The organism is Dyadobacter sp. HNCC25DJ187 (assembly GCF_056895255.1).
Genome location: NZ_JBXHAT010000001.1, coordinates 2,562,632 through 2,583,249 on the forward strand (window position 1 = coordinate 2,562,632; position 20,618 = coordinate 2,583,249).

Consider the following 20,618-nt stretch of genomic DNA (forward strand, 5'->3'; position numbering starts at 1 on the left):
CGAGAAGTTAGAGTAGTTAAGGAGTTCGTGAAGTTAGGGAACAACAACTGCAGCATTTATACGAACTCGTATATCAGGTTTCAAAGCAATAATACCGGATACAATCAACGAATCTCCAGGTTGAAGGCCCTCTACCACCTGAATTTTCTTATCCGTACGTACTCCTGTTTTTACCATCGCCTCCACCGCTTTTCCATTTTTAACTACAAATACCTTTTTCCCTTTCAAAACCGGCACAATGGCTTCCGTCGGAATCATCATCGCTGTATTATTGGCATCCAGATTCGCCATTACTTTTACAAACATACCCGGCACAAACCTTCCCTGAGGATTTGGAGCAGTCGCTCTGATTTTCAGCGTTCTCAGGCTTTCGTCTACTTTCGGGTCAATCGCAATTACTTTGGCATTGTATGTAGATGGATCACCATCAAGATAAAACCGTACTACATTCCCATTTTTAATATCGGGAGAATATTTTTCCGGAACAGCGAAATCAATTTTCACAGGGTTGCTCTGAATGATACTCGCGATGGGCGTTCCGGGAGCAACATAGGCTCCGACACTGATATTCTTCAGGCCGATACGCCCGCTGAAAGGTGCTCTGATCTCGGTCTTTTCCAATTGCGAGGCTATAATTTCTTTGTCCGCATCGAGCACCCGAATATTGTTATTTGTAATATCATATTCTTCCAGATTAATCGCCTCTACTTTCAACAGTTTCTTTTGTCGTTCTTCCACCTTTCTGGCCAGATCCTGATTATAATCTATCCTTTGTAACTGCGCTTTTAACTCTCTATCGTTGATTTTTGCAATGAGCTGCCCTTTTTGCACGTAAGCTCCCTCCTTGATTTCCAACTGCACCAGCCGCCCTGCTATTTCGGCCATCAGGTTCACTTCTTCATTGGGAAGTACTGTTCCGGAAGCAAAAACCTGATTCTCCAGTGCCTCCCTGCCGATCACGTATACATCCACGGGTATTCCTCCCTTTCCAACTCCCGACTTTGCCGAAGCTCCTTCTGCTTTCACATTTTCCTCCTTCGGAAATACATAAAGCTTACCAATCACCAATGCGATGATAATTGCCCCGATCAATAAAATTGTACGCATAAAAAGTTAAAACTGAATTCTATAATTTGCACTTAGATAAATATACTTCTGAATATAACCTCTTTAAAGATAGATCATATTGAGCAAAGGGGCAACGGGTTACTTTTTTACTTTAACTATTCATTAATTTCCGTTTATCATTCGTTTCTCATCGCAGCCAGCCAGAATCTGACAGGAGCTGACAATATTTATTTTTACTATATTTCAACCATTTCTTTCCTAAAATACTCCTTTAAGTTATCAGATACATCATCATTCAAAAGCCATGAAATTAAAGCCAATTTGTACTAACCTTGTAATTTTTTTGTTGCTTTATTTCCTGTCAAATAACATAAATGCTCAAAATTTGGCTAACCCTTACAGCAAAGAATGGAAATTGGTGGAAGAGCACATCAGCAAAAACCTTCCGAAGTCAGCATTGGAAGAGGTAAAAAAGATCTATCAGTCTGCAAAGAAGGAAACCCAGTCCGGCGAACTGATCAAAGCAGCCGTATACATGGCCAATCTGCAAAATGAAAATCGCGAAAACAATGCAGTACTATCCATAGCTGAACTGGAAAAGGAAAGAATGGAAATCCGCGAACCAGCAAAGTCCATATTGACAAGCCTACTGGCCACATCCTATTACCAATACTATCAAAATAACCGCTGGCGGCTTTACCAACGTACCCAGACGGTTGACTTTAAGAAGGACGACATCACAACATGGGGTGTAGAAGATTTCCATAGTAAGATCAGCGAGTTGTATCTTCTTTCTCTGAAAGATGAAAAGCTTTTACAACAAACAAAGCTTGAAAACTATGATGCGATCATCACAAAGGGGAATGTCAGGAAGCTACGACCAACACTGTTTGACCTGCTGGCTTTTAAAGCGTTGGAGTACTTCTCTTCGAATGAAAGGGATATCAAAAAGCCCGCTTACGCTTTTGAAATCAATACGGCGTCAGCATTTGACCCTGCAGCAGATTTTATTCACGGTAAATTCGAAACCAGGGATGCTACGTCTCTGGAATACAAGGCTTTGATCATTTATCAGCAATTGCTCGCTTTTCATGCGCATGACAATGAGCCTGACGCTTTAATTGACGCTGATATCGAAAGATTACAATTTGTGAAGAGAAAGTCTGTTCATCCAGACACCGATCAGTTGTACTATATATCCATGAATCATCTGGCAGAACAGTATGCCTCAACGCCAGCTGCGGCACAAGCCTGGTATCTGACCGGGCTGTGGCATGAAGAAAAAGGAAGAAAATACGATGCACATACGGATACGACCAATCGCCTTGAAAGAATTAAAGCGAGCGCGATCTTTGAAAAAATTTTAAAACAAAATCCGGATACGGAAGGAGGTATCAATGCGTTCAATGCGCTGAATACCATTCGCGAAAAAAACTTTCAGTTTCAGGTTGAAAATGTAAATGTACCGGATGCTCCCTTTCGTGCCTTGGTAAATTACACCAATGTCGATCAGCTTTATTTCAGGTTAGTTAAAGCCACCGATAAATTAAAAACAGAACTACAGAATGATCGGAATAATACTTTCCGCTCTTCGTTGGCTGGTGCTCCCTCCGTCCGCAGCTGGAAACAGGCGTTACCGGATACCAAAGACCATCAGAAACATGAGGTAGAAGTAAAAGTAGATGCGTTGCCTATTGGCGAATACTTTCTGGTGGCGTCCACATCAGAAAACTTCAGCGACAGTAAATCGGCAATGGGTTCCATACTGTTCAATGTATCCAACATCAGCTATATGAGCCGGGGTAATGATTTTTTTGTACTGGACCGTACCAGCGGCCAGCCTTTGGTGGGAGCAAATGTGCAGGTCTGGAATCAGATCTATAATAATTCAACTTACAAATATACCTTTCAGAAAGGCGAAGCATTTATAACGGATCAAAACGGTTTTTTCAAAAGAAAAGATGAACCGAATAAAAAAGGGAATCAAAATTTCCGGCTTGAAATCAGTCATAAAAAAGACCAGCTTTTCGACGACAAGTTGATTTACAAATATTACAGTTACGGTCCTGTTAAGCAAATAGAAGAAGCCCGTTTTTTTGTTTTCACGGACAGAAGTATTTACCGTCCCGGGCAAACCGTTCACTACAAAGGCATTGCAGCCGGAAAAGATCAGGTAATTGCCAATGAAGAATTCAGTGTTGTTCTTCAGAATGCCAACAGAGAAGAAGTTTCAAAGGTATCGGCGACAACCAATGAATATGGTACATTTTCTGGTAAATTTCAGTTACCCCAGGGCGTTTTAAATGGTGAATTTACAATCGTTGTTGCCCAAAAACACCATTTCAACTTCCGGGTAGAAGAATACAAACGGCCCAAATTTTATGTTGATTACGAACCTGTAAAGATGACCTATCAGGTCAATGACAGCATAAAGATCAATGGAAACGCAAATGCTTATGCAGGGAATACGATCAGTGGAGCAACTGTCAGCTATCGTGTAGTCCGCACTCCGCGCTTTATGTATCCCTGGTTTATGAAGCGGGGCTATTTCCCCCGACAAACTCCGATGGAAATCAGCCATGGGGAAACGGTTACTGATATCAACGGAAAATTCAGTATTACATTTCCTGCTATTCCTGATTTAACGATTGACAAAAAACTGGATCCGATTTTTAACTACACTGTTTACGCCGATGTAACAGACTCCAACGGGGAAACCCGAAGTGCGGAGAAATCGGTTTCTGTTAGCTACAAATCTATTTTACTGCATTTGAATTTGCCTTCAACACTTCCGGCCGACAGTCTGAAAATACTGGATATCAAACCAGAAAATACCAATGGTGAATTCGTTCCTGCGTATGTATCAGTCAAAATTAACAAACTCAAAGCGGAGCAGCGATTGATCCGCCGTCGTTACTGGAGTCGTCCGGATCAGTTTGTGATGACCAAAGCGGAGTATATCAAAAACTTTCCATTTGATGAACACGATAATGAAACCGATACAACCACATGGTTGAAAGAAAAAATTGCTTTCGAAAAAAGTGACTCCATTACCGCCGGAAAGAAGTTCAGCATCAATAACAAACTAGCTCCTGGTTTCTATCAGATTGAGATACAGACTAAGGATAAAAACGGAGAAGAAGTAAAACTCTTAACCAACATCGAACTCACCGATCCGGGCAGTAGACAACTCTCCGACACCAAATACCTGTGGACCGAAGGAAGTAAACCAATTGAACCCGGACAAAAAACTACTGTGAAACTGGGTACATCGGCAGACAATCTTTTTATTGTACATGGCTTAACCAAAATCTCAACTCTGCAAAACACTGATTATTCATTTTTGAAGCTTAATAAAGAAAAACGCAGCTTTGACTTTACAGCAACAGAAGAGGACCGCGGCGGCTACGGATTAACTTACATGTTTGTAAAGCACAATCGGTTTTACGAATTCAATGATAAAATTAATGTTCCGTGGACGAACAAAGACCTGCAAATTGAATATGCTACATTCAGAGAAAAAACGCTTCCGGGCAGCGAAGAAAAATGGAAGGTAAAAATAAGCGGCTATGAAAAGGATAAGGTCGCCGCTGAGATGCTAGCGAGTATGTACGACGCTTCTCTGGATCAGTTTTACTCGCATAATTGGGTAAAACCAAACGTATGGCCCATGTATGACAACCACCAGTTCTGGAGTTCAAATGAAAATTTTGGGTTTGGAAATGCAAATGTGTTTAGCGCACAGGGCGCAAAATATAAAACTTATGACAAAATATATGACCGGCTTATAGAGCCTGCCAATACAGGTAGCAATATCCGGCTTAGTGGTGTGAACAGAATGGCAAGAGGTTCGGTACTGCAAGCAGCACCAGCCCAGGCAGGTTTTGCGGCAGACGAAAAAGCTTTAAATGAAGTAGTTGTAGTAGGCTACGGTGTGCAGCAAAAAGTAAGTTTAACAGGTGCTGTTGCTGTCAAAAAGGATGAAGAAGCTCCTGAAACAGACCAGCCAGAGGCATCCGCTTCTATCAAAACACCACAGATTCGAAAGAACTTTAATGAGACCGCTTTCTGGCTACCCGATCTGCATACCAATGAAGCGGGGGACATCGAGTTTTCGTTCACTTTGCCGGAAGCACTAACGCGCTGGAAATTTCAGGCCTTAACACATAGTAAAGACCTGGCGTTTGGATATAGCAGTAAAGAGATCGTTACTCAAAAAGACCTGATGGTGCAGCCTAACGCTCCCCGGTTTTTACGCGAAGGAGATCAAATAGAATTCAGCTCTAAAATTGCCAACCTGACAGATAAAGTCCTGACCGGAACAGTTACCTTCCAATTGTTTGACACGGAAACCGATTCACCAATTGACGATTTATTTGGCAACACGGTAACAAGTTTACCATTTACGGCGCAGCCTAAGCAGAGTACTGCGGTACAATTTCCTGTTTCAGTTCCAAAGAATTTCACTCAAACAGTAACCTGGCGAATTACTGCAAAAGCAGGTTCTGTATCGGATGGCGAAGAAAATGTACTGCCTGTTTTGCCCAACAGAATGCTGGTAACGGAAAGTTTGCCACTTACTGTGCGCGGAACAGAGAGTAAAACATTCAAGTTTGAAAAACTGATCAATTCGGGCAAATCATCCACCTTGACTAACCATTCGCTGACCATAGAATATACCAGTAATCCTGTCTGGTATGCTTTACAGGCATTGCCTTATCTGATGGAATATCCGTATGACTGTGCGGAACAAACCTGGAACCGCTATTATGCCAACGCGCTTGCAGCTCATATTGCCAATAGCTCACCAAAGATTGCGAAAGTGTTTGAAAACTGGCGAACTGCTGACACCACGGCACTATTGAGCAATCTGCAGAAGAATGAGGAGTTGAAATCCGTATTACTGGAGGAAACGCCCTGGGTACTTGAAGGAAAATCAGAATCGGAACAGAAACGAAATATTGCCTTGCTTTTTGACCTGATCAGAATGAGCCGAGAAATGAGCCTGAATCTTGAAAAAGTAAAGCAAATGCAAAGTGCAAATGGTGGTTTTGTGTGGTTCAAAGGTGGACCGGATGATCGTTATATGACACAGTATATCGTGTCAGGAATAGGTCATTTGCATAAACTGAAGGCCATAAATAAGGATCAGTCAGCTGCTCTGAAACAGCTATTGGACAAAGCTATACCCTATCTGGATCTAAAAATCAAGAATGATTATGATGAGCTAATTCGGACTAAAGCGAATACAAAGGATTATATGCCGGGCGCCGTTGCAGTTCAATATCTGTACATGCGTAGCTTCTTCCCGGATTACAAAATTGCTGAAACATCGCGGAAAGCGGTCGATTTTTTTACCGAACGTTCACGAACAACCTGGACCAAGCAGAATAAATACATGCAGGGCATGATTGCGCTTGCCTCACACCGCGCGAAGGACAATGCTACACCAAAGGCAATTCTAAAATCACTTGGTGAAACAGCAGTCCGCAATGAAGAGTTGGGCATGTATTGGAAAAGCACGCGAAGCTGGTGGTGGCATGAGAATCCTATCGAACGCCAGGCGTTACTGATCGAAGCTTTTCAGGAAGCAGGCAATGATACCAAAACGGTGGACGATCTGAGAACATGGCTTTTGAAAAACAAACAAACCAATCGCTGGGAAAGCACAAAGGCTACTGCTGAAGCATGTTACGCCCTATTATTGCAGGGAACAGAATGGCTATCCACAAGTCCGGAAACATCTATACAACTTGGGAATACCACTATACAATCTACAGATGAAAATCAGCAGGCAGGAACAGGTTACTTCAAAAAAACGATAGAAGCCGAAGAAGTGAAGCCCGAAATGGGAAATATCAGGGTAAGTCTTTCTAAGGCTGATAAAGGAAAACTGACCACGAGCTGGGGAGCAGTATACTGGCAATATTTTGAAGATCTGGACAAAATCACCTTTGCCGAAACACCTCTTAAAATTGAGAAAAAGCTATTTGTAGAGAAAAATTCGGATACCGGCCCGGTACTTACACCCGTTGAAAAAAGCAAGGGATTGAAAGTTGGAGACAAAATCAAAGTAAGGATTGAGCTTCGCGTAGACAGAGACATGGAATACGTCCACATGAAAGACATGCGGGCGTCGTCGTTAGAACCTGTAAATGTATTGAGTGGATACAAGTGGCAAGGCGGACTTGGCTATTATGAAAGCACCAAAGATGCAGCTACCAATTTCTTCTTCAATTCACTACGAAAAGGAACCTATGTATTCGAATATCCCCTTTTTGTGACGCACGAAGGAAATTTCAGCAATGGCATGACAACCATCCAGTGTATGTATGCTCCTGAGTTCACGGCGCACAGTGAGGGTGTGAGGATTGAGGTGAAGTAATTCATCCTCATTCTTTATGCAAAATTTGCATCTTTGTAACGATGATTATAAAAATGAAGTACATTCTTGGATTTCTTGCTACACTGGTTATTTTCTCTTCTTCTGCTCAGGAAATGAGTTATAAAGAATGGAACCGTGAAGCTAAAAGAAATATCAGATTAATACCTAAGTATGGTAATCAACCCAAATCCGACAAGCAAAAACAAGCAGATCAGGAATTGATTGATAGTTATATTGCTCAGGAAGGCAGCAGGCGCAAGGCATCTGAATTTTTAATCAACACCGGTTTTAACTATTTGTATGCAGGAGATGTTAAAACTGCTATGTATAGGTTTAACCAGGCATGGCTACTAGACCCTGACAATGAAGATGTCTTTTGGGGATGGGGCTCTGTTTACTTTCATTTCAGTGACAAACAAAAAGCGTTAGAACAATATAATGAAGGTCTTACTTTAAATCCAAGAAATCCACGGCTGTTGACGGACAAAGCGACAATTTTCATGGGCGACTATTATGAAAATTCAGATGTGAACGCTGCCAATATGGCTATTGCGCTATTTTCTGAATCCTATTCAATAGACAGTACTGACCAGAACACTACCTACAAGCTTTCTGTGGCCTACTTCACTCAGAAAGACTGTGAGAACGCATTAAAATATTATAATCTATGCAAGCAGCTCGGAGGGAAACCGATTAGAGCTGCTTATACGGATGCATTAAAAGAGACTTGTAAATGAAATTTTTGAACAATATTCTTTATTTTCTTTTGCTCACACTTATTCTTTTAGGTCAATTCTCCTGCATTAACAAACATGGAATCAATTTACCACTGAATGTCAGAAAGCTTAAAAATAAAGTTCGGCCTCCTCACGAATTCGGACAGATGGTTATGGATTATCGTTACGAAAAGGGTTTCTGGCCGAAATCAGAGCTTGATCTTATATCTGCAGACAGACATACTGTAAATGCATTATACGGACATGGCTTCACCGACTGGCATTTAGGTGATTCCACCTCTGATTCTCTTTATGTTCATTTCACACACGAGCCTGTTTTTGAAGATGCGCACGTTGGTATCATGCCCATTACCGGCAAAAATGTAAAAATTAGAACGCTGTATATTTATTCCAGTGGTATTATCAAAACCCAGCTGGTTAAAAGAAGGTAGAAGCGACACCAGAGATTTCGTTGTCTCATATACCACCTTATTTTGTCGTCAATGGCACCTGTAGATCTGCTGTATTACCTTCATATTTGCATATCACAAAACTAACCCATAACATGAACGAGGAAGTATCACAGTACATTCAGAAATTGCCCACATGGCAAGTCGAAATTTGCGAATCACTTCGTAAAGTGGTTTTTGAAACCATCCCGGATGCACAGGAACGGATGCAATATGGCAAACCACATTATCTCAAAAATGGTCATTACGCTGCGGTTATTTCTGTGGCAAAAGACAAAGTCTCTTTTATGATCTTCAATGCCACAGAACTGGAAGATATCAAGGGCTTTTTTAAGTCCACAAGCAGTCCTGACAGAAAAACAGCCACAATTACACAAGGGACCGAAGTAGATTACGCTATACTCGCTTCAAGACTCAAACAGGCTAGCGAAGCTTTATAACCAGGAGTTGATCAGGGTACATGTAGTCCGGCCAATGGCCAGATAATTCCTGTAATAAATGGTTTATGGAACAGCAATGGCAGAGGTATCACCAGCCAGCTGAATAGCCATATCTTATCAATGACAGTATTCCCTGCGCGGATTATATTCTTCGTTATCAGAAATTTTTCCAGCGCAACCGCCACTCCCTGAATCACAAAGTAGGCCATCGGTAATCCGTATCCCTTATTTACAGGAACGCTGATGGCCATTTCATGCAATACTCCGGAAAACATAAAAGCCAATAGCAATGCAGGTATGGCTCCATTTTTTTGCTTCAATGGGCGAAACACTGCAATGGATGTCATCTCACTGAACGCTATGTTCCAGCGCCGGCTCCAGAAATCATTCAGTGTTCCGGATTTCAACGGTTCATTAAAAAGCAAATAGGTATCCACTCCAAAGTAACGCCATACACCCGCACTGATGGCCAATATCCCGAAATGGAGCGTCAGGCTGAATGCAATCAATAGTGCAGATGTAATCAGGAAATATTGAAGAGAGGCATTCATTTCGACAGGCGCCAGGTAATGCGCAACCACAACCAAGGAAACTCCGGCCATCACTTTAAGGATTCCGTGTACGATCATCCTCTTCGCCCCCGGCAGCGAAGAACAACCAGCAGTTTTAAAAATCCCGGCCCTCATTCCTGCCCATGTGATGCAGAAAGCCAGCCATTGCGGGAACGTCAAAGTAAAAGGCTTATTTCGGATCTCTACCGCGGCAGTAATAACTTTCATTCCCATAAAAACCGTAGTGATCAGCGCAAACATCCGAATCGTTGCCGGTGCTGACAGAAAAACGAAATGGATCAAAAAGCCACAAAAAAGACACAAAAGCCAACTTGCCGAAATCAGTTTTTTATGGGCAAACCAGTATCCCAAGCAAATGATCGCGATGTTAATACCAGTCAGATAAAGCAGGTTCTGAACTATCATAAAATATTCAGATTAAAGTATAATACCAGACTATAAATGACTGCCAACGCTATAAACAGACAAGTCAGCACCACTTCAGCCAGTTGATTTAAAACGCCTGCTGGGAAGCCCGAACGATCAAAATAGAAGAATTGCACCAGCACCCTTGAAATCCAGTAGACAGCTATAAAACCAGTGATGACCTGTGCCAGAAAAGATTTGTTCATCAACTCGTCTACCGCCACTACGGACAATGACCCGAAGCAAAAGTTTATCACCAGAATATAGGCTGCATAAGTCCAGAACATTTGTCTGATCAGAGGCTGTACCCTGGCCAGTTCCTTATTCCAGCCAAGTACGTTAGGGATAGCGACGCTGCCTGCTACAAGCACGAGTTGAGCCAGGCCAGCCAGAAACAAACTGGCGGGCAGGTAGGTAAATAAGGGATTGATCATCACAGTCGCAGACTTAAAATGTCTTTAATGGCATGGTCTGCCTTTGGGAACAAAAACTGGTATCCGTGGGTAAGAAGCCTGGTAGGTACTACCCATCTGCTTTTTAAAATAAGCTCTGTTTCAGTTCCAATCAGCCAGGCACCAAGTCCCAGCAACCAGGCAGGAGAAGGGAGGCCAATAGAAATGCCAAACGCATTGCGGATGGTTTTCATGAAGTCCTTGTTTTTCAAAGGGTATGGCGCCGTACAATTGACAATCCCTTCCAGATCGTCCTGACTCAAAAGCCATTCCGTACACTTTGCAGCGTCCTGCTCATGAATCCAGGATACATATTGTTCGCCATCTCCTTGTTGCCCGCCCAATCCATACTTCACCAAATTCAGCAAACGGGGGAAAGCACCATCTGACCTACCTAGCACAATTCCCATCCGTAAAGCTATCTTTCTTGTATCCGGAGTAGTCATTTCGAAAAAAGTTTCTTCCCACTTTTGGCATACATCAATAGAAAATCCATAACCGATATCACCATTTTCCTCATCCTGCGGACGGTCTTCTGCATGGCGGTAAATTGTAGCGGAAGTGACATTTATCCAAAGTTTTGGTGGATGTCTCAACTTTTGAATGGCTTGCCCAAGTAATCGGGTAGGTACTGTTCGCGAGCCAATAATTGCTTTTTGATTGGCTTCGGTGTAACGACAATTGACATTTTTCCCACACAAATTGATAAGTAAATCGGCGTTCTCAAGTGTTTCAATCCAATCTGATTCCGTGAGTCCATCCCAGACAACCGTCCTCACATTTCCATGTACTCCTGATATTTTACGACCTAGTATTACAATTTCTTCGGCTTTCCCTTTGTAATAATCAGTCAATACCCGACCGAGGTAGCCGCTACCTCCTGCCAGAACTATTTTTCTATACTTCATAATATATCAAGATTGATGAGTAGCAATATAAAAAGGCGATAACCAACCCAGGTAAGAGTCATAACCCAGCCCAAGCCCAAAAGCTTACACCTCCGGATATGTTCCAACAGCATCAGTCCGGCCACCACAAGAAACCAACCTGCACCTATTACCGGACTTACCACCACTAATTTTGAAATCCAGATTAACGGTAAGAGCAGCAATGCCCCGGCAAATGAAACGGTCATCATGTTTCCCAGATAACTCCAGATTTCATCTTTCTTAACCAGGATGATTATAATAGCCTGAAAAAGTATTTGTCCACCACAAATGATATACTCCCGGTAATTTTCTCCCTGTGGAATAATCGGATTCAACAACGGAGTATAGTCTGACAGAATAGAGCCAACGATCAGCAACGTTATAACGATATACAGTATACGATATCCTAAACGAAAGGTTGGCTGCAGTTGAAAACGGTCAGAATTGACGGGAGCTGGGATAATTACTCTTCGGTTGTAAGAAATAAATGCATACACCTTCGTCATCAACCATATGAACGGTTTGAAGGAAAACAGAACTCGTAAACCTGGCAGCGCTACAGAGATTACCTTGAATATACTTTGAATTCCATAAGTAACTTCACCCGTTCTATGGTTAATCAGTGCAATCTCATTCACTGCACGCTGGCGGTCCACCATAGGACAGGATTCTTCCGTTACTTCCTGATAGGCAACCCGTCCGTCCTGCTCTAATATCCCTGCATGCACAATCGCTTTTGTATACAGCTTGCACATAGGACATTCTGCATCAAAAAGTATTTGATGATCTTTTAAAATTTCCATCTAATGAGTTATTGAACTTTCAGAAAATAATGAAACTTTTAATCAAAAAAATAGGTCCTACTTAAACATTTTGAAAATAGAACCCCAAAACCAGCTTTCTTCAGCTTTCAGCATCGTATCCAATGTTTTATCTACGTTTTTTGCCAGCTTATTAATGTCTCCTACAGATTTCGTGAATGTGGCAAACTCCGGATCATTAGGATCACCCTCTACTTTACTTATTTCTTCCAACACTTTGAGCACAGGGTCGAGCTCACGTTTACGTCTTTCTTTCGCTACCTGTCTTGCAATGTTCCAGGTATCTTTATCAGCATAAAAATATTCTTTTCTTTCTCCAGCCCGATGCTGTTTTTCGATCAATCCCCAGCCGATCAGATCCCGGAGTGTCATGTTCGCATTTCCTCTGGAAATACTCAGCGTTTCCATAATTTCCTCTGTTGTGAGTGCTTCCGGCGAAATAAGCAGCAAAGCATGGATCTGAGCCATCGTACGGTTAATCCCCCATTCCGATCCTAATTTGCCCCAAGCCTCTATGAATTTTTGCTTTGCTTCTGTCAATTCCATAGACAAAGATAAATAAGTTTTTAAACTTTCAATCAATACTGAAAGTTTATTTTAAATTTAATTTTTGATGCTGGTATTCCTACTTTATTTCTGGCTACTCACAGAGATCAGAACCTGATCACGCCGCACAGCAGTCCGTTCAATCCTCCTGATTCCGGCAAAATTTTATAAAAAAATCGCCCTGGTAAAAAACCGGGACGATTTAACAAAATACAAGTATGAGTATTATAAAGTCAGGGATTCACCGTAATACGGTAAAAGAACGGTGATTTGTAATAGGCACCTCCTTTGATCTCAGAACCCGAATTGGTGTCGGTGAAGCTACGTCCATCAGCCAGTTTCATAACAGCATGTACTTCAAACACATCGCCCGCGGCAACATCCGCAGCAGTCAGTCCCAGTTTGGACATCAGTTCACTTGCCGTCAATGTCATTTCTCTGCGCGGATATCCTGTAACCACATCCTTTGTAAAACTGGATGCAGGGTAAGAATCCAATGCTATGTAAGGTTTTGATGCATTACCGTTGGCGGTAGTATTGTCAATAAATCTCACGGTCAGGTCGTATGCACTAAATAGTGATCCTTGCTGAGGATCAACGGCTTCGAGCGTCAATTTTACACTTCCAGATGCCAGTGCGGCCTTCGAATACACAATGCCATTTGCCACATTCAGGGGCCACGGAGCCACTGTTCGCATATATGCACCTGTTTCCAAAGAGAAAACGTCTATTTTATCAATCAATTCAGTTTTGCAGGACATTACACCCAACAACATGAATGCTATAAATATCTTTTTCATATAGATTGAGGTTAAAAAGTCAGTGTTGCAGGATTATTATCCCAAAATACCGGCTGAGCAATACTGCTCTTTTGTGTAATCGCGTTGTTTCTGTTTACAACAGCTGCGGGATAGAGCAGAGAGCGTACAAATGCACCGGGACTCGCTTCCAAAGCAGGCTGCATTTTAGATGGTTTTCCGGTACGGCGATACATATTGTAAGCCTCCACACCATTTCCATAAAGTGCAAGCCAGTATTCACGTGCGATCACATCCAGTTTTGCATCGTTTGTGGCAGCTGCATCGTACAATGAAAGTACTTTAGTTACATACTGATTCACTTCCTGAGCCCACACGATTGATTTGCTGGTTTCAAATGCCGTAATAGACGCGTTCTCAATGGTAGCAGTAGCGAAACCTCTTACATCTGCCATTGATTTTCTTATTGCCGATTCCAGCAAAGTTCTTGGGTTACCTGTCGTGCTGATCGTCAAAGCGGACTCAGCAAGCATAAAGTCTACAAAAGATGACATCATGATCGGGTGAATACCGCCTCCACCTGCACCTACTCCCTGCCCTACCGGACGCCCCGCGTCATTGTCATACAAACCTCCTGCAGGATACAAACCCCATGCAGTGCGGCGCAGACCATCTGGCGGTATACCTTCGTTGCTCAGGTGATCACGCCCCCAATATCCCACAGAAGTAGGCACACAGAATACCATATCGTTGGCATAATGCGAAGGCTTCTGGTTGTTGATACAGCTTAGCTCATTCGTAGTGGTCGTATTGGTAATCGTCTGGCGATACATGTAGAAGCGGATGCGGGGATCAGGAAAACCTTTGCCTGCATACAAATGCCACATGTAAAAGTTAGCCTGATAATCTCCGCCACCAGTTGGTGAATACTGACTGGCGTAGCGTGGATGACGGCTGTCCGGATTGGTAAGCGAGGTCCCGAATTTAAAAGAGAAATTCTGAGTTCCGTCTTTAATCAGTTTATCTTCAGCAATGAGCGCGTTAATAGCTGCGGCAGCTGTGTTGTCTGTAAGTCTCTTTGTGAAAAGCAGTTTCAGCTTGATCGTCTTGGCAGCACGCGTCCAGCTATCCGCATTTGCACCGTAAAAGAAGTCATTGGGTGCCGCTGCCGAAGTAGCTGCAAAGTTCACAATAGCATCATCAAGGTCCTTCATCGCAGCTGAATATACCGAAGCGGCACCATCAAGACCAGGATTAAAGTTAGATGAACTAAGCGCTTGCGACAATGGAACATCTCCATAATAATCGACCAGCGTTGCCAGTGTGTAAGCACGAATCACTCGGGCCATTCCGGCATGCATATTTAGATTGGACGATTCAGCCAGCGGGAGCAATGTCTGTATGTCTATCAGAATATTTGCATACGAATTGGACCAAAGTGCATCAGTACCGTCAGGAGCATAGGCATTTTCATACAAAGCAGAGCCTTGATTAAGCATCCTGGTAAGACGCATACCAATGTTAGAGGTACTATTGAAAAATGTAGCATAGTTCAACTGGATGCGATTGAGCAAAAAGTTGACATTGGTATTGCTCGTCGTTACCTCATTGGGGTTATCCAGCAAGTCGAGCTTACAGGACGTGACACACAACGCGAACATGGCGAGGCACATCAATTTAAATTTCCTTATCATAATGATTCAGTAAGTTGCTGTTAAAATGATACTCTCAGCGTTCCGCCCAGTCTTCTGGAACTAGGGCCTGTCAGGAACTCAAAACCCAGCCCGTTACCCACGCCCAGACCCAGGTTATCTGTATCGAAGTTCAGGTGTTTTTCAAAGTGCAATGCTTTATACCACAGGTTGTTGCCTGAGAAAGAAAGTGATGCCGATTTGAAAGGCGTTTTGGCAAGTAACGATTTAGGAATAGAATACGAAATAGAAGCTTCACGCAAACGGATCGTCGAACCATCGTACATACGACCTTCATCTCCGAAGAAATAATAGTTGTCGAAGTAGACATTTGATGACGTGATCTGTGTCGTATTTGGTACCCCCTCCTGCGTTACACCCGGGAAAATGTATCCTTGCGCACGATCAATATCCAGATCCTTTGTAAGGCCACGTCCCAACAGCGAACCGGCAGTGGTTGAGTACATAGCACCACCATGACGGTAATCAAGCATCACTGAAAGACTGAATCCTCTGTAGTTGAAAGTATTGATCAACGCTGTTGTAAAGGCTGGATTTGGATCTCCTAAAACACGTGGAGAAGCTTCCTGCAGCAAATAACCGTTGCTGGCAATGATTGGGTTACCTGCTTCATCTCGACGGATAGCGGTTCCTTTGATAATATTGAAGGGTTCGCCCGGAATAGCGTAATTACCCAAACCACCACCGAAACCAGTCACCTGCACCTCATTCAAACCGCCGCCCAGTTCTTTAACCAAAGGCTTGTTACGGGTATAGTTCAGATTCAGATCCCAGCTGAAACGTTCGCCGGAGATAGGCGTCGCAGTAAGACCCAATTCAATTCCGTCGTTACGTAACTTACCTACGTTGATGGTTGTAGACGTATATCCTGTTGAAGGATCGAGGGGAGTTCTGGTAATCAGGTTTCGCGTGTCACGGCGGTAGATTGTAAAATCTGCACCAATCTTGTTGTTGAACAACTTTGCTTCAAAACCAAATTCATACTCCGTCAGCAGTTCAGGTTTAAGGTTCGGATTACCTAATTCATCGTTTACAGAATGTGTCGATGAAACATTACCGGCCTTATCCACAAATCCTCTCGCAACCTGGTTCAGAATATTTCTGGTTCTGTATGGGCTGGGGAAACCTGCAGAGGTACCTACACCAGCTCTTAGTTTAAGATAATTCAGCACACTCGACTCCAGGGCCGGAATGGCAGAAGTGGGTACGAAGGAAACACTACCTGATGGATAGAATATCGTTCGGTTGTCTCTTTCTACAGTTGAAGTCCAGTCGTGACGGCCAGCGACATTCAAAAAAAGATAATTGCTTACATCAGCAGTCAATTCGCCGTAAACACCCATTCTGGTTTCTTCAGTCTCTGAGTTTCTTGCAATTGTAGAAATAAAATTAGAATGACGCATCAGACCGAAAGCCAATTGGTTCTCGCTGGTTGTAGCCACACTACGAAATCTGTCATTACGCAGATTACCACCCACTTTTCCAGAAAAACTGAATTTTTCGCTCACTTGCTTATTATAAGACAGGATTACGCTGTTATCCCAGATCGTGTTGGTAATGTCGTTGGTGCTATACCAGCCATTTACAAAATCAACACCACCCTTGTTGTATTTGTATTCCTGATTTTCAGTGTAAGTATCCAGTCCGACACGGTACAAAAGCGTCAGATCTTTGGTCAGTTCAGCACGAAGTGAAGTTGAATTGAACAAACGATTTACTTTACCTGTATTGCTGTAATATTTCAGCATCCAACGCGGATTAGGGATGTCATTTCCACTGCGGAAGTATACACTCCTGTTGTCTATCGGGCTTTCGAATGGCATTCCCCATAAGTCTACGCTCAGCGGCGTATACATCACGTTAGCCATAATGGAAGGAAAACCATTTAAAGTATTATTTCCCTGTCCGGCACTCAGTGGAGGCGATATCTGATCCGTATTAGCAAAATTGAATGATGTAATCAGACTGACTTTCTTACTCAGCTGCGCATTGATTCCCATACCAATATTCAGCTTTTTCAGATTGTTGCCAGGAATATATCCCTGCTCGTTGTTATAACCTACAGATGCATTGTAGCTTACCTTTTCACCACCACCGGAAATGTTCAGTGAAGAGTTTGAGATTAATCCTTTACGAAAAAACTTCTCCACATTGTCGCTGTAAGGACGGAAGTCATAAACCGTACCTACCAGTTCCGGAAAAGCATTTTTCAGCGATGTATTTGTCAGGTACGTGAATGGGTGAAGTTGTGAACCCACAGGGACTTCATCAAAACGAGGGCCCCAGTTACTAAAAAAATATCCCGGAGCCTGGTTGAACCCACCTGCGTAAACGTCAGTATAGCTGGGAAGGTGTGCCTGGTTCGTGAAAACGGATTGTGCGATGGAAACCTCGGTAGGTCTGTTTTTCTGTGTTCCGTTTTTTGTAGTTACAAGAATCACACCGTTTCTTCCCTGATCGCCATACAATACCGTTGCAGCCAAACCTTTTAGGACACTGATATTTTCAATACTGTTCGGATCGAGATCCAGAAATCGGCTTGATGCCGATTGTCCACCGCCTGTAAATCCGTCTCTGGAATTGGTATTGGAGTTAAAAGGAACCCCGTCTACTACAAATAAAGGCTGATTTGAACCTGTTATAGATGAATAACCACGAATGATGATGTTGGTTCCTGTTCCCGAAACACCTGAAGTAGACGTAATGTTAACTCCGGGAATTTTACCCTGCAAAGTACGGCCAATATCGGACTGTGGTCTGTCCTCAATCAGTTTCTTGTCTACATTGGCAATGGCATAACCCAAAGCACGCTTTTCTCTAGCAATTCCCTGCGCCGTCACAACCACTTCCTGTAGACTTTTAGTGTCATTCAGCAGCGTCACATCAATCACGGAACGTGACCCGATCTGAATTTCCTGAGTCGCACTCCCCACAAAACTAAAAATAAGGGTAGTTGCCCCCTGTGGTACATCAATGGAATAGCTTCCATCGGAACTTGTGTTGGTTCCCACATTAGTCCCCTTCACAATAACAGACACTCCGGGAAGGTCACTCCCGTCGTCTGCAGAAGTGACTTTCCCCGTCACCTTCTTTTGCTGTGCAAAAGCTGTTAGCCAGCAGGAGCATACCATAAGCAAGCTCAGCAGTAGATTTTTTCTCATGAAATTAGAAGTTAGGTTCTTGGTTATGATAACCGTTATGCAATAATAAGAACCAATATCTACGCTAAGACTACAAAAATTAGCCAATTTTAAAACAGAATTATCAACACAAAATTTTATATTGATTTTAATTTTAATTAATATGATTTATTTTACATTAACATAATAATCAAGAATAATATTTTACATAATATGACACTTATATATTATTGTAACTGCAATTACACTGACTTATAAAATACAATAAGTAACTGTTATTGTGCTGTTTACTCTTCTTCATCCAAATAGCCCTGCCTTCCCTTCAAACAGAAGGGGAGATAACCTGAACCGGTCACCTCCCCTTCTGTTACATTTGACTACGGAGCTTTATTTCTCAATCACCAGCTCATCCTTTATATTCCCATCAGGATCGAGTGACTGATAAAAGAGTTTATTCCCTTTGATTACGATATGCTGATACAAAGGTCCGTCAGGATAACGCACAACAGCGTAATTTTCGGCTGGCCATTCCTTCTGTTTACCCGGAATACTGATGGACATGGTATAGATGGTTCCATCTGAAGGCTTCTCCACAGCCTTGCCAGCAAACATAGGTTTCGTACGAAGGTAATAATGCATATGCCCGCTCATTACCATATCCACGTGGTACTTATCAAACAGCGTACACCATTCCTGCATAATCTCGTCATAGGGTTCTACGAAATTGTATGGAGGAAAATGGAACATGGCAAACTTCCATGTCGCTTTACTTTTTTTAAGCTGATTCTCTATCCAGGCAGTTTGGGCTTTTACAGGTAATGTTCCGTCAATCATCAGATAATGAGCGTTACCGTATACGAAACTATAAGTCATTTCTTTCGGTAAATTTTCAGGTCCGTTTTCAGGAAGACTGAACATTTCCTTGTACATCCAGGCTCCCAGCCCATCCTGACTATCATGATTACCAGGTATTGGCATCAATGGCCTCTTACTGAATACACCGGCTGAGTGGTTCCAGAGTTCGTCCCATTCATTACGGTGCAAGCCTGTAGATACCAGGTCGCCTGCTATGGAATAAAAAGCTACATCGGGATGCCTTTTAAATGCCTGCTGAGCCATATCTCCCCATGCTTTGGAATAATGCGTATCACCAAACCAGATGAATGAGAAATCCTTTTGTTTGTTGGACTCAGTATGAAAACGCTCAACTTCTGACCAGCTTCCGTCCTTTGCCCCGACGTTATACCCATATTCGGCACCTGGTGTCAGTCCTGTTAATCTGGCTGTGAACCTTTTGACATACCGGTCATTCTGAAGCAGTCTGTCTTCCATTTCAAATACACCCGCAGCAGTGGTGAGTGTATCACTTCCACCGACTTTCCAATATTTAACAATGCCTTCCTTCACATCCATACCTGTTCTCCACTGTACATTCACAGTAGTTTTTGGATCGGCACTCCAGGTTAGCAATAACTGATCGGGCTTGTCGGACGACGGCGTATTCGTTTTTCTGAAAGCACCTGTGAGATGTGCTTCACGTGCGCGTCCACGAACGGTTGTGAACAAAACTTGTCCTGTAAGTTCAGCAGGTACTTCGGTTAATACCAATCCATCCCAGTCATGATAGGTAAAAGCCCCTTTCTGCATAACAGACAGGTTATATTCTGCCGGATATACATTTGAAACCTGAAGACTATCTTCCTTCTTTTGTGGTGCTACGCCGATAAAATAAACAGGACGATGTTTATCAAAACCATTAATACCCAAGCCAACTGTTCCTTTGTCAAAACTGCGTTGCCATACCTCGTAAGTATACTCTTCATTTTTGACAAACATATTTGTCTTTTTGAATCCGCTGTCTTCTATCCAGAAAGGCACTATTTTCTGATCGGTATCGCGCATCAGCGAAACAGTCACTGGTACATTCACATCAAATGTCCAGAATTTGGTAGCAAGGACCTGCTTCTCCTCCGTACTCAGAAATTGCCGGATGTATGCATCCGAAATCGTATCAAGTTCAGCCGCTGACAATTGCTTGTAAAGCCGCGTAACAGCATTATCAATCACATCCTTTACGGTTCCTTCAACCGGTGCAGCATTCTTTTTGCAGGACAGGCAAATCAGAAAAACAAAGGCGTATTTAAAAATCAGGGTAATATATTTCATGTTTTGAATACTTCTTTACATCATAAAGGGACTATTGA

14 protein-coding genes are annotated in these 20,618 nt (G+C 42.7%); 4 read left to right on the top strand and 10 right to left on the bottom strand.

Annotated features, from left to right (window positions below; genetic code table 11):
- Positions 1–33: 33 nt before the first annotated feature.
- A complete protein-coding gene (locus tag AC1XUE_RS10695) occupies positions 34–1,107 on the bottom strand; it encodes an efflux RND transporter periplasmic adaptor subunit (protein ID WP_483355923.1) in 1,074 nt (357 codons plus the stop codon).
- A gap of 346 nt (positions 1,108–1,453) precedes the next feature.
- Between AC1XUE_RS10695 and AC1XUE_RS10700 the strand changes: the two genes are divergently transcribed.
- The 4 genes from AC1XUE_RS10700 to AC1XUE_RS10715 all read left to right on the top strand — a co-directional run bounded on the left by AC1XUE_RS10700 (position 1,454) and on the right by AC1XUE_RS10715 (position 9,079).
- Complete coding sequence (locus AC1XUE_RS10700; RefSeq protein WP_483355924.1) at positions 1,454–7,453, top strand: alpha-2-macroglobulin family protein; 6,000 nt, start codon at positions 1,454–1,456, stop codon at positions 7,451–7,453.
- A gap of 53 nt (positions 7,454–7,506) precedes the next feature.
- The gene (locus tag AC1XUE_RS10705) at positions 7,507–8,190 is read left to right on the top strand and encodes a tetratricopeptide repeat protein (RefSeq protein ID WP_483355925.1); all 684 of its coding nucleotides are present in this window, start codon (positions 7,507–7,509) and stop codon (positions 8,188–8,190) included.
- The gene (locus AC1XUE_RS10710) at positions 8,187–8,621 is read left to right on the top strand and encodes a hypothetical protein (protein ID WP_483355926.1); all 435 of its coding nucleotides are present in this window, start codon (positions 8,187–8,189) and stop codon (positions 8,619–8,621) included. Before AC1XUE_RS10705 ends, AC1XUE_RS10710 begins: the two co-directional genes overlap by 4 nt.
- Before the next feature lie 113 nt (positions 8,622–8,734).
- On the top strand, positions 8,735–9,079 hold the full coding sequence (locus AC1XUE_RS10715) for a DUF1801 domain-containing protein (protein WP_483355927.1): 345 nt from the start codon (positions 8,735–8,737) through the stop codon (positions 9,077–9,079).
- A gap of 11 nt (positions 9,080–9,090) precedes the next feature.
- On the opposite strand, the gene AC1XUE_RS10720 is transcribed toward AC1XUE_RS10715, so the two are convergent.
- The 9 genes from AC1XUE_RS10720 to AC1XUE_RS10760 all read right to left on the bottom strand — a co-directional run bounded on the left by AC1XUE_RS10720 (position 9,091) and on the right by AC1XUE_RS10760 (position 20,580).
- On the bottom strand, positions 9,091–10,056 hold the full coding sequence (locus tag AC1XUE_RS10720; protein ID WP_483355928.1) for an MBOAT family protein: 966 nt from the start codon (positions 10,054–10,056) through the stop codon (positions 9,091–9,093).
- Complete coding sequence (locus AC1XUE_RS10725; RefSeq protein WP_483355929.1) at positions 10,053–10,490, bottom strand: hypothetical protein; 438 nt, start codon at positions 10,488–10,490, stop codon at positions 10,053–10,055. The genes AC1XUE_RS10720 and AC1XUE_RS10725 overlap by 4 nt, the downstream gene beginning before the upstream one ends.
- Positions 10,490–11,416 (bottom strand): TIGR01777 family oxidoreductase, encoded by a 927-nt coding sequence (locus tag AC1XUE_RS10730; protein WP_483355930.1) that lies wholly within the window; start codon positions 11,414–11,416, stop codon positions 10,490–10,492. The genes AC1XUE_RS10725 and AC1XUE_RS10730 overlap by 1 nt, the downstream gene beginning before the upstream one ends.
- Complete coding sequence (locus AC1XUE_RS10735; protein ID WP_483355931.1) at positions 11,413–12,240, bottom strand: DCC1-like thiol-disulfide oxidoreductase family protein; 828 nt, start codon at positions 12,238–12,240, stop codon at positions 11,413–11,415. The genes AC1XUE_RS10730 and AC1XUE_RS10735 overlap by 4 nt, the downstream gene beginning before the upstream one ends.
- Before the next feature lie 57 nt (positions 12,241–12,297).
- Positions 12,298–12,804: a GbsR/MarR family transcriptional regulator gene (locus tag AC1XUE_RS10740; RefSeq protein ID WP_483355932.1), complete on the bottom strand. Its 507-nt coding sequence runs from the start codon at positions 12,802–12,804 to the stop codon at positions 12,298–12,300.
- 233 nt (positions 12,805–13,037) lie between these two features.
- Positions 13,038–13,604: a hypothetical protein gene (locus AC1XUE_RS10745; RefSeq protein WP_483355933.1), complete on the bottom strand. Its 567-nt coding sequence runs from the start codon at positions 13,602–13,604 to the stop codon at positions 13,038–13,040.
- A gap of 11 nt (positions 13,605–13,615) precedes the next feature.
- Positions 13,616–15,256, bottom strand: a complete 1,641-nt coding sequence (locus AC1XUE_RS10750; protein ID WP_483355934.1) for a SusD/RagB family nutrient-binding outer membrane lipoprotein — start codon at positions 15,254–15,256, stop codon at positions 13,616–13,618.
- Between the two features lie 20 nt (positions 15,257–15,276).
- Entirely contained in the window at positions 15,277–18,435 is a 3,159-nt protein-coding gene (locus AC1XUE_RS10755) for a SusC/RagA family TonB-linked outer membrane protein (RefSeq protein ID WP_483355935.1), read from the bottom strand.
- Between the two features lie 366 nt (positions 18,436–18,801).
- Positions 18,802–20,580, bottom strand: coding sequence for a purple acid phosphatase family protein (locus tag AC1XUE_RS10760; protein WP_483355936.1), 1,779 nt, complete (start codon positions 20,578–20,580; stop codon positions 18,802–18,804).
- Positions 20,581–20,618 lie beyond the last annotated feature (38 nt).

What these genes read in the sequence shown, in the direction of transcription:
- AC1XUE_RS10740 (WP_483355932.1), bottom strand. Translation starts at nt 12,804, where the DNA reads ATGGAATTGACAGAAGCAAAGCAAAAATTCATAGAGGCTTGGGGCAAA.
- AC1XUE_RS10745 (WP_483355933.1), bottom strand. Translation starts at nt 13,604, where the DNA reads ATGAAAAAGATATTTATAGCATTCATGTTGTTGGGTGTAATGTCCTGC.
- AC1XUE_RS10760 (WP_483355936.1), bottom strand. Translation starts at nt 20,580, where the DNA reads ATGAAATATATTACCCTGATTTTTAAATACGCCTTTGTTTTTCTGATT.
- AC1XUE_RS10750 (WP_483355934.1), bottom strand. Translation starts at nt 15,256, where the DNA reads ATGATAAGGAAATTTAAATTGATGTGCCTCGCCATGTTCGCGTTGTGT.
- AC1XUE_RS10705 (WP_483355925.1), top strand. Translation starts at nt 7,507, where the DNA reads ATGAAGTACATTCTTGGATTTCTTGCTACACTGGTTATTTTCTCTTCT.
- AC1XUE_RS10735 (WP_483355931.1), bottom strand. Translation starts at nt 12,240, where the DNA reads ATGGAAATTTTAAAAGATCATCAAATACTTTTTGATGCAGAATGTCCT.
- AC1XUE_RS10755 (WP_483355935.1), bottom strand. Translation starts at nt 18,435, where the DNA reads ATGAGAAAAAATCTACTGCTGAGCTTGCTTATGGTATGCTCCTGCTGG.
- AC1XUE_RS10715 (WP_483355927.1), top strand. Translation starts at nt 8,735, where the DNA reads ATGAACGAGGAAGTATCACAGTACATTCAGAAATTGCCCACATGGCAA.
- AC1XUE_RS10710 (WP_483355926.1), top strand. Translation starts at nt 8,187, where the DNA reads ATGAAATTTTTGAACAATATTCTTTATTTTCTTTTGCTCACACTTATT.
- AC1XUE_RS10725 (WP_483355929.1), bottom strand. Translation starts at nt 10,490, where the DNA reads ATGATCAATCCCTTATTTACCTACCTGCCCGCCAGTTTGTTTCTGGCT.
- AC1XUE_RS10730 (WP_483355930.1), bottom strand. Translation starts at nt 11,416, where the DNA reads ATGAAGTATAGAAAAATAGTTCTGGCAGGAGGTAGCGGCTACCTCGGT.
- AC1XUE_RS10720 (WP_483355928.1), bottom strand. Translation starts at nt 10,056, where the DNA reads ATGATAGTTCAGAACCTGCTTTATCTGACTGGTATTAACATCGCGATC.
- AC1XUE_RS10695 (WP_483355923.1), bottom strand. Translation starts at nt 1,107, where the DNA reads ATGCGTACAATTTTATTGATCGGGGCAATTATCATCGCATTGGTGATT.